The sequence below is a fragment of the Stenotrophomonas sp. CC22-02 genome, assembly GCF_004365115.1.
GTDB classification, from domain to species: domain Bacteria; phylum Pseudomonadota; class Gammaproteobacteria; order Xanthomonadales; family Xanthomonadaceae; genus Stenotrophomonas; species Stenotrophomonas forensis.
In genome coordinates, this window is sequence record NZ_SOCO01000001.1 from 1978107 (window position 1) to 1993338 (window position 15232).

A 15232-nucleotide genomic window follows, 5' to 3' on the forward strand; every position below is an offset into this window, starting at 1 on the left:
GGCGGCTGGCCCGATGCTGCCGTCTGCTGCGCCGATCGATGCTCAGCGGCGCTGCTTGCCTTCGTCGCGCCTGGCCTGCGGGAACTGGAAGGCGCTGTTGTCGTCGTAGCCACTGCTGGCGGTGTTGCCACGCGCCGGCGGCTGGATGCTGCTGGTGCCACTGCCGAAGCCGAGGATCTGCACGCTGATCACCGACGGCTGGTTGCGCCGTGCGTCGTCCTGGCTCTTGCGCATCACGTCCTGTGCAGCCTGGCTGGCACTGTTTGCCGCTGCACTGGCTGCCGCCAGCGCGTTGACGTTCACCGTGGCCAGCACCGGCAGGCCCTTGCTCTCTCCCTGCACCTGGATGTTGGCGGCATTGAGCACCTGCAGTGCGGCCAGGTTGATATTGCCCGAGACGCGGATGCCCGCCTCGCCCGCGTCGATGGTGCCCAGCGGTGCGATCAGGTCGACGTCGCCGGCCGGCACTTCCGGAATTGGATTCAGGGTGGCAAAGCCGGCGCCGGTCGCAGGCGCCAGCGGTGACAGCACGACGTTGCCCCAGCGGTCGTAGACGCGGCGCGGCGGGGTGTACAGCAGCGTGGTGCGCGAGCCGCGCCCGGCGTTGATGTTGCCCTGCTCCGACCAGCCCAGGATGTCACCGCCGAAGGTGGTCATCACCCGCGACAGCCCCAGCAGCACGCTGTCCTGGCTGAACAGCCGGATATCCCCGCGCCCCTGGGTGATCAGGCCGGAACTGGCAGGCGGAACCTCGCCCGCCACGCCCAGTACGATCTGGCCGCCCGGCGCCAGCAGCTCGATGTTGCCACCGGCCTCGGTACGCACGCCGGAGCCACCGAACATCACGATGTCGCCGGTCCGGTCGAGGATCGCACCGTTCGCATCCTTGTCCGGCATCAGGGTGGCGATGGCTTCGCGCCCGCGCAGGTAGGAGCCGAAGCGCGGTCCCTCGGCATCGTTGTACTCGCGGCCACCCTCTCGCAGTTCGGCATAGAAGACCTGGCGCAGGAAGATGTGCTGCTGCTCCTTCGGCAGCGCATCGAAGGCGGCCAGCGCGGAGCCGTCGTCGACGCGCATGCCGAACCGCTGCGACAGCCACTGCTTCAGTTCGGCGTCGTAGACCTTGGCCACCTTCCCCGGCTGCGATGCCAGCGGCTGCGCAGGATCGGCAAGATTGGCAGCCCCCAGGTAGCGCGCACGCACGGCATCGAAGGCGATGTGCTGGTCGCCAGCAGTCAAGGACACGCTGGCACCCGGCCGGGTGTCGCCCTGGATCAGGCCGCCGGTGGTGGTCACGCTGCCCGCGTCCTCGAAGCGGAGCTGGCGACCCGCGCTGACATCAACGTTGCCCGGTCCGGCCACGTGCACCGTACTGCGCACCACATCGCGCCCGGCCTGCACCACGGTGATGTCGGTGGCAGTGGTGTTCATCGCGCCGATGCTGGACACCAGGATGTCGCCACCGGCGCGCACCTGCACCGGGGCGGAAAGATCGCTCCAGTTGAGCAGGCTGCGCGTGCCCATGGCATTGTCCAGCGTCCACTGCCCACCGGTCCTCAGGCCGACGATGTCACCCCGCACTGCATAGAATCGATTCGGCGCGTTGGTGCCTTCGCGCAGTTCCCGCGCCAGCGGCGCATTCGGGCCGAACGTGAACAGCGGCAGCGAGGCGCGCGGATTGCCTGCCACGCCATCCACCGAAGCGTTGCCGATCACCGTGGCGCCCACCTCGGCGGTGAAGGCCGGTGCGAACGGCGACGGCAAGCGCACATCGGCGCCGGAGCTGCTGATGTCGGCACCGCGCATCGGCACCAGGATCGAGTCCATCGCCAGCACTTCCAGCGAACCGCGTGCCGAGGGTGCGGTCAGCAGCACATCGCGCGCATCACCGCCCGTGGTCGATGTTTCCGCAAGGCGGATGCTGCCGCTGGCGGCCAGCATCCGCAGCTGCGAGGGATACAGCCAGTAGCGAAGATCGGCACCGCCACGTTGCTTCACCGCCTCGGCGAACAGTTCGCCGGACTCGGCGGTGGCCATCACGGTTCCCCTCTGCTGGCCAGGTGCGAGGTCGCCACCGGCCGAGATCAGGTCCACCGCGGTATTGGCGGTCCACAGCGAGAACCAGCTGCTGGAAGCGGCGGTGCGGCCATCGCCCAGCGCCAGTGCGTTGTAGCTGGGCACCGGTACCCGGCCGGCATCGGCCACGCCGGCCAGCACCAGGTCGCCTCGTGACTGCAGGGTCGCCACCGCGTCACCCAGCACCAGCACCGGCCCGCCCATGGCATCGCCCAGCTGCGCGCGGAACGGATCTTCCTGCCTCAGGCCGCTGTACGGCGCCACGTAGTGCGCCACATTGGTGACCATGCCACCGATGCGTGCCGCGTCCAGCTGCATGCGACCGCGCAGGTTCACCAGCGCACCACTGAGCGGCAGGTTGGGCTGGTTCAATGATGGATCGCTGGTTGCCAGTGCAAGGTTCGGATTCAGCGCGCCACCCAGGCGCACCGCCAGGTCGCCGCCACCGGTCAGGTGCAGCGTACCGTCGGCCTCGACGCGCCCGGTCGAGCCCACCGCTGCCACCACGCCGGACGAATGGCGTGCCAGTGAATTGACCACGGTTCCGCTGGCTACGCCCGCGTCACGGCCGGCCTCGAGGGTGAGGTTGCCGCCACCCAGTGTGCCGAAGCCCATGAAGCCCACCATGCGCGCACCGGTAAGCGTCGGGAGGCTGGTGTAGCTGCCGAAGTTCACCCACCAGCTGGTCGCCGTGGGCGGCGCCCCGGCCACGCCCGGGCTGCCCTGGCGCCACAGCCAGTTGCCCACTGCGCTGGGGGCAAAGCCCGCGCCTTCGCTCTGGCTGCGCGGCGTGACATCGAATCCGACCTGGCCGGCGCTGTCCCACAGGTCGCCACGGATGTCGCGGCCCGCGGAAACGGTCAGGTTTCCGCCCTGGTCCGGATACCAGGCCTGCCATGCCCCCAAGGCGGCTGCATAGCGCCCGTCCGCATCGGTCGGCCCAAGCACGGTGGACAGCCCCGGTGCCGGCGCCCGGCCCGGATTGAACGCTGCATCGCGCCCGTTGCCGAGCGATGTCGGGGCGCCGGCGGTGTACACACCGAAGCCCGACATCATCCGCACGTCGCGGCCGGCCAACAACTGCAGGTCGCCCTTGCCGGTGCGCAGCACACTCCACAACGGCGTGCCCAACTTCGAGCCATAGATCGTCTTCTCGATCAGTTCGCCACCGCCATAGCAGTAGTTGGTGATCGCGCAGAAGCTTTCTTCGGTCATGCCGAAGATCTCGGCGAATTCCTTCGCCGACATGCCCACCGCCGACTCGTCGCCCACCAGGTCCAGCGAGGCCTGCTTGGCCACCAGGCGCGGGGCCAGGCCGCAGAAGCCTTCGCCGGCGTCGCACAGGGTCTGCTCGTCGACGCCCAGTTCTTCGGCCACTTCCTTCAACGGTCGATTGGCGTAGGAGGGATCACCGATCAGCGCAAGCGCGCCATCCAGGGTGAGCACCCGCTCGCCGATCCACTCGCTGGTCTTCTGCACGGTGCCGATCGTTCCATAGTGGCTGTCGGCCAGGATCAGGTCGCCCTTGGCATCCAGCCGGCGCAGGCGCGGATCGGCGGCCGACGTATCGGCACCGGCCACGGCAGTGACATCCCACGACGTGGTGCCTTCCGGCAACATTGCCGCCAACGCCCAGTTGCGGCCCTGCCTGCCGTTGGCATCGGCCGGCCGCAGGTTGACCGGCTTGCCGCCGGGCAGCTTCACCGCGGTCATCGACGGAATCAGCGAGCCCGGTGCCAGTGCAACCGCGCCGGACAACTCCATGGCCTCCGGCAACGCCGCGCCTGCCGGCCAGAGCTGCGCCGCCAGCGTTGCTTTCGAGGCGAGCCGGAAGCCGGCGCCCAGCCGATCACCGGCAGCCAGCTGCAACGGCTGCTGCAGCAGGCTGCCCGCGGCCAGCACGGTGCCGTCGGCGAGGGTGACGGCTGCCGGCAGCACCGTGCCCGCCGCCAGCAGCAGGAGGGCGCCCAGCCGCATCTCCGCCGGCAGCACGGTGCCGGCGGGCACATCGGTCTGCGTGACCGGGATCGCGTAGTTCAGCACCGCGCCCTTCGGGAACCGTGTCGCGGCCTGCAGCGTCACGCCATCGATGGGCACCACGATGTCGCCGCCAAGCGGCGTGATGCGCAGCGTATTGGCATCGGCCGTCTCTCCGAGCATCCAGCCCGACTCATCGGGATTGGCCGGGGGCGGCGCGAAACCATCATTGATGCTGCCGTAGATGCTGAGGTCGCCCGCTGCACGCAGCACCAGCGCAGCCGACTCGCCGAATCCACGACGCAGGGGGTCATTGCGATTGGCCTGCGGGCCATAGCGGTAGCCGGACAGGTCCAGGTCGCCGCGCACGGTCAGGTTGCCGGTGGGATTGTCGGCCGACACCTGGCCCACGATCTCCACGCCGGGCCGCAGGCGTACCTTGCCCAGTGCCGCAGTGCGCGCCGCCAGATCGGCATTGCCGAGGGCGGCGTTCATCCATGCCTGGTTGTGCGGATCGACCACCGTGTCCAGCCATTGCTGGGTGACCAGCTGCGGCCGATGGCCATTGACGTCCGGCGTTGCTGCCAGCGGCGCGTCGGTATAGCGCCGGAAGGCATTGACCAGCACATCCCGCGCGCCGGTGACCGACGCACCGGACTCGGCGCGCACTGCTGCATCGTCGGTACCCCGTCGCGGCACATTGAGGGTGAAGGTGCCTCGTGCGACGCCATCGTTCTGGCCGGGCGCGGTGCCCTGTGCAACCGCGGTGCCACTGCGCAGGTCAACCCGCGCGGCACTGCCCAGCACCACCTCGCCGTCGCGGCTGCCCAGCTCCACCAGCGCACGGTTGCTGCTGTCGATGATCTTGCCGTAGCTGTCCACCCGCAGCGCGCTGCCGTGTGCATCCAGCAGCCCATCCACCTGCAGGCGGTCACGCGCGGCCAGGCGGATGCTTCCCACCTGCTCTCCGCTGGCGTCGATGGTGCCGAGCACATGCAGGCTGCCGCCGTCGATGCTGAGCGCAACGTTGCGCGCCTTCAGCGTGTCGGTCACGGTCAGGTCGCCCTGCTTGAGCTGGAAGCTGCGGGTACCGAAGAAGCCGCCCGCATCCAGCTGGCGGTTCAAGCCGGCGAAGTCGGAAAGCTGCTGCGCGCGCAGCACCAGTTCGCCGCTGTCATAGGGCACCGTGCTGCCACCGGTGGCCTGGCGACCACTCGCGCTGCCACGCAGGGTCCCGGCCAGCTCGATGCGACCCGCGTTTTCGCCCAGCGCATTGGCGGTGATCCGGCCTGCGCGGTTGTTCGATGCCGAGACGTCGATGCTCGAACCAGCGGCGGCCAGCACGTTGCCCTGGCGCGCGGTGAGTTCAACGTCGCCACCCCAGCTGTACTTGTCCAGATCGTCCATGCGGATGCGGCGCCCGGCCAGGTCGATGCGGGCGTTGCTGCCCAGCACCACGTCGCCATCCGCCCTGGCCTGCAGGCGGCCCGAGGCCAGCGCCACGGCGGAGTCGATCAGGATGTTGCGTGCCTGCAGCCCCAGTTCGGCGCCCAGCGCGTCGTGCCCCTGGGTCTGGCCGGCGCCGCTGATGCGCAGATCCCCCCCGCTGCGTACCTGCAGGGTGCTTCCGGCCGCGCCGGTCAGCAGCGGTGCCTGGATGTCCAGTGCGCCGCCGCTGTACTGCCAGCCCGTGCCGGCCTGGTAGGCGCCCTGCCCCTGGTAGACGTCCAGCGTGCCCTTGCCGGCGAACTGCACCTGCTGCGTGGCCCGCAGCGAGACGCCGTCGAACCCGAGCACCTGGCGGTTGGCCGGCACTTCCGAACTGGGGCGTGTATAGGGCGCGCGTCCGAGGATCAGCGAGCGGGTGTTGAGCTCGAGCTGTCCATGGCCGAGCCGATCGACCATCGCCGCGCCCGGCGCCTGCGGGGTACCGTCGGTCAGCACCGTCGACACCGCCTGTGTGCCATCCCATACCAGCGTGTCGGCATAGATGCGGGCCTGGTCACCGGCCTTGCCGTAGCCATGGATCGCCGGCGCCCCCAGCACCAGCTCGCGCAGGCTGCTGTTGCCGGTGGCCGGATTGCGGGTGTCCAGGTCCACGCTGCCGAATACATTGATTGCGTCGCGCGCGGACAGGCTCAGTGTCTCCAGCGCGGGCGTGCCAAGCGCGGTATTGCCCCGCAGCAGCTGCTGCAGGGTCTGCTGGTTCAGCGCCAGCCCCTGCGGCAGCGCACCCTGTGCGGCCATCGCCTGCAGCGATGCAGCATCACCGAGGTTGATGGCGGTCATCGACAGGCCCAACCGGCGTGTGCCATAGCTGACATTGTCGCGCAGCTGGAACCCGCCCTCGGTACTGACATTGATGCTGCCCTCGGACAGCAACCGGGTCTGCCCGGTGCAGCTGTCGCTGCGGCAGGCGCCCACATCGATTGCAACGCGGGCCGCCGCGCCTCCCGACAGCAGGTTGGTCTGGCCGTTGGACACGGCCAGCACGCCCGTGATCGCATCGAGCTTCATCAGGTAGCCATCGGTGGCGTCGTAGCCGGGCTTTCCACGCCCGACCGTACTGATCACGGCGCCCTGCTCGATCACCACGCCCGCGCCACCGGCTGCTGCGCCCAGGATCACCTCGGGGGCGCTCAGCGTTGCACCGGAACGAACCAGCACGCCGCCGTCTTCCGATCTCACGTTCAACGTGCCGGGCAGAGTGGCGTCCGGACGCAGGGTCACACCGACCATCAGGCGCGAGGGCTGCAACGCCGTGAGCGCGTCGGCGAAAATGGCCGCCATGCTGCCCGCGCTGGCGCGCTGGCCTGCACCCAGCACTTCCAGCGTGCTCGGGCCACCATTGCCGACCACCGACACCGTACCGCCGAAGCCCTTGCTGCCAGCCTCGGCCGCGAAACGTGTCATGCCCTGCATGCGCAGTGCGTCTGTGGTGCCCAGGCCTGCACCTGCGCCCAGCGTCAGCCGCAGCGTGCCGGCGTCCACCGACTGCATGCCACGCGCGATGCCGCGGCGCGCCGCATCGTCCTGCACGAACGCGTTGTAGCCAGTTTCGTTGTAGCCGGAGTGGCGGCGCACCACGTCGGCCGGGGTCAGCACCAGGTCCGTCCACAACGGCGATGCGGAAGGCGCAAGCCCCTGCGCCTGCTGGCCGCTGACTTTCCACGAGCCGGTTCCGGTGGCGGTGGCCAGCGCCTGCTGCGTGCCCTGCGCGCCCACTTCCACCCGGAACGCGCCTGGCTGCAGCGCGTAGGACGCCGGCAGCAACGTATAGGTGCCCGCCGCCAGGCCCGGCACCCCGTCAGGCACCGTGATGCGCTGGCCGATGCCCGGGTCGGTGCTGCCGTCGGCCAGGCCCAGCGGCGCGATGCCGTTGCGGTAGGACGGAACAATGGCGTACACCGCGTTGCTGCTGGCGCTGAAGGTGTAGGCCGGATTGGCGTCACGCAGTGCGTGGCTGCGCACGTCCACCGAGCCGCTGCGGCCACTGACGAACCCTGCGCCGGTCAGCGTGCCGCCACCGGACAGGTCCAGCAGCGCACCGGCCTGGATGTCGACACTGTTGGCGTGCAGGTCGACACCCACCGTATCCACGGTGTTGATCATGCCCACCAGGCTGGGGCTGACATCCTTGCCGTTCAGGCGCCAGCGCTGTCCATCCACGGTGCCACCGAAGGGAACGCTGAGGCCGGCGGCGCTGCTTGAGGTCACACTGCCGGGCAACAGCGTGATACGCGACGCGACATTGCCTGGGCCCAGGCCGCCGATCACCAGCTGTCCCAGCGGCGCGCGCACGACGCCTCCCTGCTCGACCGTGGCGGCAACCAACGCCAGCGAACCGAACACCGAATCGGCCGCAGGTGGCGTGGCGCCGGTGCCATGGATGCGAAGCACGCCCTTGGCATCGGTCCAGTTGTTCTGTCCACCCAGCACATCGTAGATCGATACCGCGATGCGGCCCTTGGTCCCGGCAACCGGATAGATCTGTGCGGCCGTGATGTCCAGGCTCGACGGCGCCAGCAGCTGGGTATCGAAGAAGTTGCTGTTGCCACTGACTTTCGCCAGCAGCCGCAGGTCGCCGCTGCTGGCAAGGTGGGCGCTGCCGAAGCCGGCCAGATCGACCGTATCGCGTACGTCCAGCACCTGCGCCGAGGCGCTGAAACTGTGGTCACCGGCATCGGCACGGGCTGCCACCGGCGCCACAAAGGGATTGTCCGAGGTGTCACGGAACCAGCGTGCCTGCGCAAGGCGCACATAAGGCGCCTGCACGTGCAAGGCCGTTCCCGCCGCGCTGCCCGTGGCCATGCCCATCGCGGCATCGCTCAGCCCGTACAAGCGCAGGCTCTGTCCCACGCGCAGGTCGACATTGCCTTCGGCGCGAAGATCGCCGAACACCGAAAGATGGTCGAAGCCACCGGCCTGCACCTGTGCCGCCGACAGCTCGGCGTGCCCGTGCTGCAATGGCGTGGACGAGCCGGGGGCTGCATCGCTGGACTGCTGCACCAGGGTGATTGCACGCGGGCCAAGCTCCGCAGCCCCCGCCCGGCGCTCGTACACCCCACCGCCGAAGGCCACGCCCAGCGTGCCGCCCTGCGCGCCCACGCCACCGGCCGCCGCCCGCAACGTGCCATCCAGGTACAGGCCATTGGCCGAGCGCAGCACGATCGTGCCGCCGTCGCTGGCCACGGAACGGGTGCCACTGCCATCCACTGTCAGCGTCTCACGGCTACCGGACGCATCCAGAACCGCGCCCCGCTCCACCACCACGAAGGCATCCGGCGGGCGGTTCTCCAGCGCGTCGCGCGACTCCCAGTCCAGCGTACCGCCGATCCCGATGCTGCCACCCGAATGCAGCACGCCCTGGCGGCGACCTGCAGCGTCCTCCGCGGCGAAGCTGTCGCCGGACACATCCAGCAGCGCGTTGCTGCCGATGCGATAGCGCAACGGGGTGCCGCCGATCTGGTAGCGCTGCTGGTTGTCGCGGACATCGTCGAGGCGGATGCTGCCTGCCTTGGCGATCAGTGCACCGGCCACGTCGATGTTGCCACCGCCGCGCAGCTCGATCGACTGTCCGGCATCGACCTGCACGACCGCGTTGTTGCCGATCCTTACATCACCGCCCAGCGTATTGCGCTGCGAGCGCAGCAGCACGCTTGCGCCCTGCCGCTGGGTAACCGACCCGCTGCCCGGGTCGAAGGCATACAGCGGTGCCGTCCAGGCCTCCAGGCCTTCGCCTGCGGTCGCTGCATCGGCAGCGGCCTGGCGCACGCGCAACGTCGGTGCGCGCACGTCCAGCCGGGTGCCATCGGCCACCTCAAGCCCGGCATGGCCGTTGATGTCGTACTGGCCGAATCCGCTGCGCAGCAGCGTCGGCGACAGCCACAGGCTGCCATCGTCGCGGGCCCGGTCAGCCAACCTCACCTTGCCTCCGGTCGCCAGCTGCAGGGTGCCGGCACCGCTGCTGCCCATGCCGCTGATCTGCCCGTCCAGCTGCAAGCGCCCACTGCCGTCGGTGGTCACCTGGCTGCTGTCGGCCAGCAGGGCGATGTCACCGCCCTTGCCTGCGCGGGCCTTGCCCTGCAGGTCGACGCGTCCCCCCGCATCCACACTGATGCGACTGCCTGCGGCCAACGACACATCATGGCTGCTTTCCAGGTTCACGCGACCGCCGTTGATCCACGCCTGCGCGCTGCCGGCGCCACCGTCCAGGCGCTGGTTTGCCCAGCGGCCGTCCAGGTCGATCACCGCCGCTTCGCCCAATGTGACCACACCACGACCGTTGGCCTGCACCACCTGCATGCGGCCGGTGGCGTCGGCGAGAAGATTGCTGGCGGTCAGACCGCCCCCGGCAATCCGGACCTGGCCGTTGATGTCGACGCGGCCACCGACCAGGTTCAGCTGCCCACCATCGGCAAGCGCCAGTTCGCCGTCGATGCGGATGCCACCTGCCGTCGCCAGGTCCAGCCGGCCCCACTGCTGCGCGCTCAACTGTGCACCATCGAGCCAGACGGTGTTGCGCCGGCTCTCATCCAGCGCGCCCTGCAGGCTCCAGCGGGCGGTGGCCGCCGGAGGCGTGCCGATACGCACCTGCGAGTCGAACACCGCATTGCGGCCGGTACCGTCGTAGCGCCCCAGCCACAGCTGCGCGCCACGTGCCACCGCCGTCTGCGACTGCACGTAGCCATCGGTGCTGCTGCCCGGTGCCCGCGTCTGCCGCACGCCATTGAATACGGCAGTATCGATCTGCCCCTCGAGCACCGCGGTCGGCGCCGAAACCAGCAGCCGCCCGGCATCGCGCCCCACCGTGTAGCCGTTCTCGTAACGCGATTCATTGCCGATCAACGGATTGCGCCAGGCCTCGGTGATGCCCCAGCGCGCCTGTTCCACTTCAAAACCGCGATACAGGCCGGCGAATCCACGATCCACCGGCGCGTCGTCCAGGCGATACATCTGTCCATCGTTGCCGCGCAGCCAGCTCTCCTTGAGCATGCCGCTGGCCACATCGAGGCTGCCGCCGGACAGGTTGATCCGCGAACCCGCGGCGCTGACCACTTCACTGCCGGCAAGCTGCACGGTGCCGCCCTGCGCGGCCCATTCGCCGATGGAGTGGCGCTGGTTGCCCAGGTAGCCACTCACTTCCAGCAGCCCTCCACCGGCATACCAGCGCTCGCCCTCATGGCCGCCGGTACCGGCCGGCACGTAGATCAGGCCGCGCCGGTCGACCCAGACCCGGCTGCTGTTGAGCGTGCCGGCATCGCGTACGTCCGGGGCATCGCGCAGTTCGTTGCCCTGCACGTTGATTTCCAGCTGGTTGCTCTCCATCGCCACCTTCACCCCGGTGGCACCGGATACATCCACGCGTGCGCCATCGCCCAGCAGCGTGCGCTGGCGTGCGTCGACCACGATCTGGCCACCGGTCGCCAGGGTCAGCGACCCGGCCTGGGCCTCGACCGTGCCACCAGAGACGATTTCCACGCGCGACTGGTCACGCCGATCCTGCAGCCGCGACAGGTTGTCGAACGCGCCCTGTGCAGCGGTACTGCGCACCTTGTCCTGGGCCGACGACTCGTTCAGCAGCGCCTGGCGCTGGCTGTCGAGCGCGGTGGTCTTGCCATCGTCCTCAAGCAGGATGGCCGTGGTGGCATCGCGGCCGAGGGTCACGCTGGCCTTGCCATCGCTGGCGGAGGTGAGCAGGTGCACGGTGCCGCGCTGGTTCAGGGTGCTGGTGGCAACCGCAACGCCGGCCTGCTCGACATGGCGTCCGGCCAGCGTGATGTCGCCTTCGCGTGCCTGGATCAGGCCGCTGTTGCGCACATCGCCTGCCGTGCTGCCTGCCACGAAGCGCGGCGCGATTTCGTTGCCACCGGTGGTGGAGGACGTGTTCTGAGCCGTGCCCACGCCACGCCGTATCACGAAGCTGTCGCCGGCGGCGAGCTGGGTCTGTCCCTTGCGGGTGTCGATCTGGCCGGCATTCTCCACGCTGCGCCCTGCCAGCAGGACATAGCCGCCCCCGCGCGTGGCCGTGGTGGGCTCATGGGTGGCGATGCGCGCACCACGCTCCACCATCACCTTGCCGAACGCCTCGGTCAGCGCATCCGAACTGGCGTTGACGCTGTACAGGCCTTCGTCACGGAACTGCGTGTCGCTGATCCGCGCGGCCGCCGCCACCAGGTTGCGCACGTTCACCTGGCCGTTGCTGCCGAAGATCACGCCGTTGCGGTTGACCACGAACACGCTGCCGTCGGCCTTCAGCTGGCCGAGGATCTGGCTGGGCCGCGCGTTGGGATCGTTGACCCGGTTCAACACCGCCCAGTCGGCGTTCTGCAGGACGTTCAACGTGGTGTTGGCACCAATGTTGAAGGTCTCCCAGTTCAGGATCGCCTTGTCCGCGGTCTGTTCGATGGTGACCTGCACGCGGCCGTCGGCGCCCTGCGCCTGGATGGCCTCACGCGCGTTGGTCCAGCCCCGCGTCAGCGGGTTCTCATCCACCTTCAGGCCGTCCTTGCCCAGCCCGTCGGCCACCACGAATCCCGCGTCACGCCGGGCCTGCCTGGCTTCCTGCTGCAGCCGCTGCTGCAGCGCGATGGCCTGTGCGGCGGTCCCCAGGTTGTCGATCGACTGCTGCAGCTGCTGGCGGGCCGCATCCTGCTGCTGCGCGGGCAGCTGGAACTGGATCGGCACCCCGCTGGGCATGCGTCCACTCTGCGCGGCCGCGCCCTGGGCCGCACCGCGGTCGGCAAACCAGGCGGGGCTGAAGGCCTGCTGGGCCTGGCTGGCCGGCGCCACCACCGTGCCAAGCGCGACGGCGACGGCCCAGGCCATCGGGTGGCTGCGGCGCAGCGTGGACGGGCGCGAAGCGGTCGTGAGCGGATGCGACATCTGAACCTCGTCAACCTGGTTGGGCGGCCGCGATCACGGCGCGCTCTGAAGGATCGGGCGGCACGCGCCCTGCTTCTGTAAGACGGGGACGGCTGCGTGAAGCCGACATCAAAAGACAGCGCCGCCGGTGCAGGAATGGGCCGGATGCCTGCCCGGTCCGGGGCCGGCAGCCACACGCAAGAGAGCGCCGGCCTCACGGCCGGCGCTCGGTTAAAGCACTGCGTTCGACGCGATTACGGGCGGCCGAGGCCGGCGCAGGCGCTGGCGTTGTTCACGCCGTTGACGCTGCTGGCGAGCACGAAGCGGTTGCGGATGGCATCACGCCAGGCCGGGGTGAGCGGAACGAAACCGTGGGCGCGCGAAGCGGCATCGTTGTTGCCGTTGTAGTGGCCCAGCAGGAAGCCGCGCAGGGCGAGCGCAACGTTGCCGGCCTTGTAGCACTGGCCCAGCTCGAAGGTGGTGTAACCCACGATCGGGTAACCGACGGACGGCGGGTTGGTGAACACCGGGGCCCAGTTGCGCACGTCATTGGCAGCAGCGCCGGTCGGCGGCAGCACCGTGTCCAGGGTGGCCTGCACGCTCGGGTCGTTCGGCGAGAAGCCACGCACCTTGGCGATCTTGGTGGCGTCGCTCAGGTTCGGTACCACGTCCGGGCCGATGTAACCGATCGCACCGGTGGTGGCGTAGACCTTGTCATACAGCGGCTGGCTGCCCAGCGCCGAAGCGGTGGTGAAGTTCGCCGGCAGCGACGAGAACTGCTTCCAGAACTCCTGGGTGGTGCTGAACTTGCCGCCGATCAGGGTGCTGCCGGCGGTGTCGCTGGCCGAGCAGGCGCTGGCCAGGAAGCGGGTCAGCAGTTCGGTGGTGCCGCTCTTCTCGTTGCGGTACACGACGGTGATCGGGCCCGAACGATTCGCATCCAGGGTGCTCCAGTTGGTGATCTTGCCGGAGAACACGCCGCACAGCTGGGTGACGCTCAGGTCGAGATTGCCACCGGCGCTGTTGAACGGAACGGTGACCGAGGTGCCGACCGACGGAATCTGGATCAGCGGGCCGTAGGTCGGGGCGAAGTTGGCGGCGTAAGCGGCGATCTCAGCGTCGGTCAGCACCGAGTCGCTGCCGGCGAAATGCACGGTGCCGGTGGTCTTGAACAGGTCGGCACGGTTTTCCAGGAAGGCCTGCTTGCCGGTGCCCGAACCGGTCACTTCATAGCTGAAGTTGGCCGGCAGGATGCTGTCGGCCGAACCCTTGTACAGCTTGGCCGGCAGCGAAGCGCCACCGCCCTGCACGAGCGACTGCGCCGAGGCGGCACCTGCGGTAGCCAGCAGTGCGGTGGCAACCAGCGCGGCCAGGGTCTTGTACTTGTTCATGATCTTCTCCTGAAGGGTTTACTGCGAAGGGAAACACCAAGGGAGGAACGGTCACTTCACGCCTGCTGCCGCCGAGGGCCTCCCAGCCCACTCTGCGGCGACGTGTCCATGCTGGTCCGCGCCGATGACAGGCCGCTTAAGAAACCTGTGGAAGATCAGGAAAAGGTGTGGAGGATTGTGTGGAGAATCGGGTGATCCATCCGCGCATGGCGTGGATCTATTGCACCAGCTGGTTCATCTCCATGATCGGCATCAGCACCGCCAGTACGATGGTCAGTACCACGCCGCCCATCACCAGGATCATGGTCGGTTCCAGCAGTGCGGTCAGTGCCATCGCCCGGCGTTCGATCTCGCGTGAGATGGTCTGTGCAGCGCGATCCAGCAGTGGCGCCAGCGAACCGGTCTTCTCGCCACTGGCCACCAGGTGCACCAGGATCGGCGGATAGACTTTCTGCACCTTCAGCGCAGCACCCAGCGCCGCACCTTCGCGTACCCGCGCGGATACATCGTCGGCGCAGCGCGCCAGCAATGCATTGCCCAACGTCTGCCGCGCCGCCTCCAGGGCACGCAGCAGCGGCACGCCGGCATCGAGCAGGATCGCCAGCGTCGAGGCAAAGCGCGCACTGTTCACGCCCAGAACAAAACGCCCGACCATCGGCAGCCGAAGCAGCATCGCATCCCAGCGCAGGCGCAGCTCTGGCCGGCGCAGAGCAAGCCGCCACGCTACCACCAGCGCGCCACTGACCAGTGCCACCCACACGCCCCAGTTGCGCACGAACGCGCTGGCAGCCAGCATCACCTGGGTCAGCATCGGCAGCGTCTGCCGCGCCTGCACGAACGCAGTCACCACCTGCGGCACGACGTAGCTGAGCAGGAAGATCACGATCGCCACCGATACCAGGCTGATCGCCGCCGGGTAGATGAAGGCCGTCAGCACCTTGGCCTGCAGTGCATTGCGCTCCTCGATGTAGTCGGCCAGACGCTCCATCACCCGGGCCAGATCACCGGAGTCTTCGCCCGCACCGACCAGCGCACGGTAGATCGGCGGGAAATCACGCGGCCGCGCGGCCAGTGCCACGGTCAGGCGCTGGCCGGCGCGCACGTCGGCACGCACCGCGGTAAGCGCCTGCGCGACGTGAGGGCGCTCGGCCTGCTCGATCACCGCGCTCAGCGCGCTTTCCAGCGGCAGGCTTGCAGCCAGCAGGCTGGCCAACTGGCGCGTGGCCCAGGCCAGCTCGCTGGCCGACAGCCGGCGCGCGCCCCAGCCACCGCCCGCGGCGCGTGCCGCACTCACCTGTACCGGTGTCAGCCCGCGTCCGCGCAGCAGCTGGCGCGCGCTGCGCGGGCTGTCGGCATCCAGCTGTCCTTTTTCGATGCGGCCCTGCGCATTGGCGGCCTGGTAGTCGAACAGTGCCATCGTCGCC

3 protein-coding genes are annotated in these 15232 nt (G+C 69.1%); all 3 read right to left on the minus strand.

Features of this window, described 5'->3' with window-relative positions:
* Positions 1-42 precede the first annotated feature (42 nt).
* Positions 43-12438 (minus strand): filamentous haemagglutinin family protein, encoded by a 12396-nt coding sequence (locus tag N440_RS09150; protein WP_133934841.1) that lies wholly within the window; start codon positions 12436-12438, stop codon positions 43-45.
* A 233-nt stretch (positions 12439-12671) separates the two neighbouring features.
* Positions 12672-13808, minus strand: coding sequence for a substrate-binding domain-containing protein (locus N440_RS09155; RefSeq protein ID WP_133934842.1), 1137 nt, complete (start codon positions 13806-13808; stop codon positions 12672-12674).
* 217 nt (positions 13809-14025) lie between these two features.
* Positions 14026-15225 (minus strand): type II secretion system inner membrane protein GspF, encoded by a 1200-nt coding sequence (gene gspF, locus N440_RS09160; RefSeq protein ID WP_133934843.1) that lies wholly within the window; start codon positions 15223-15225, stop codon positions 14026-14028.
* Between the last annotated feature and the right edge of the window lie 7 nt (positions 15226-15232).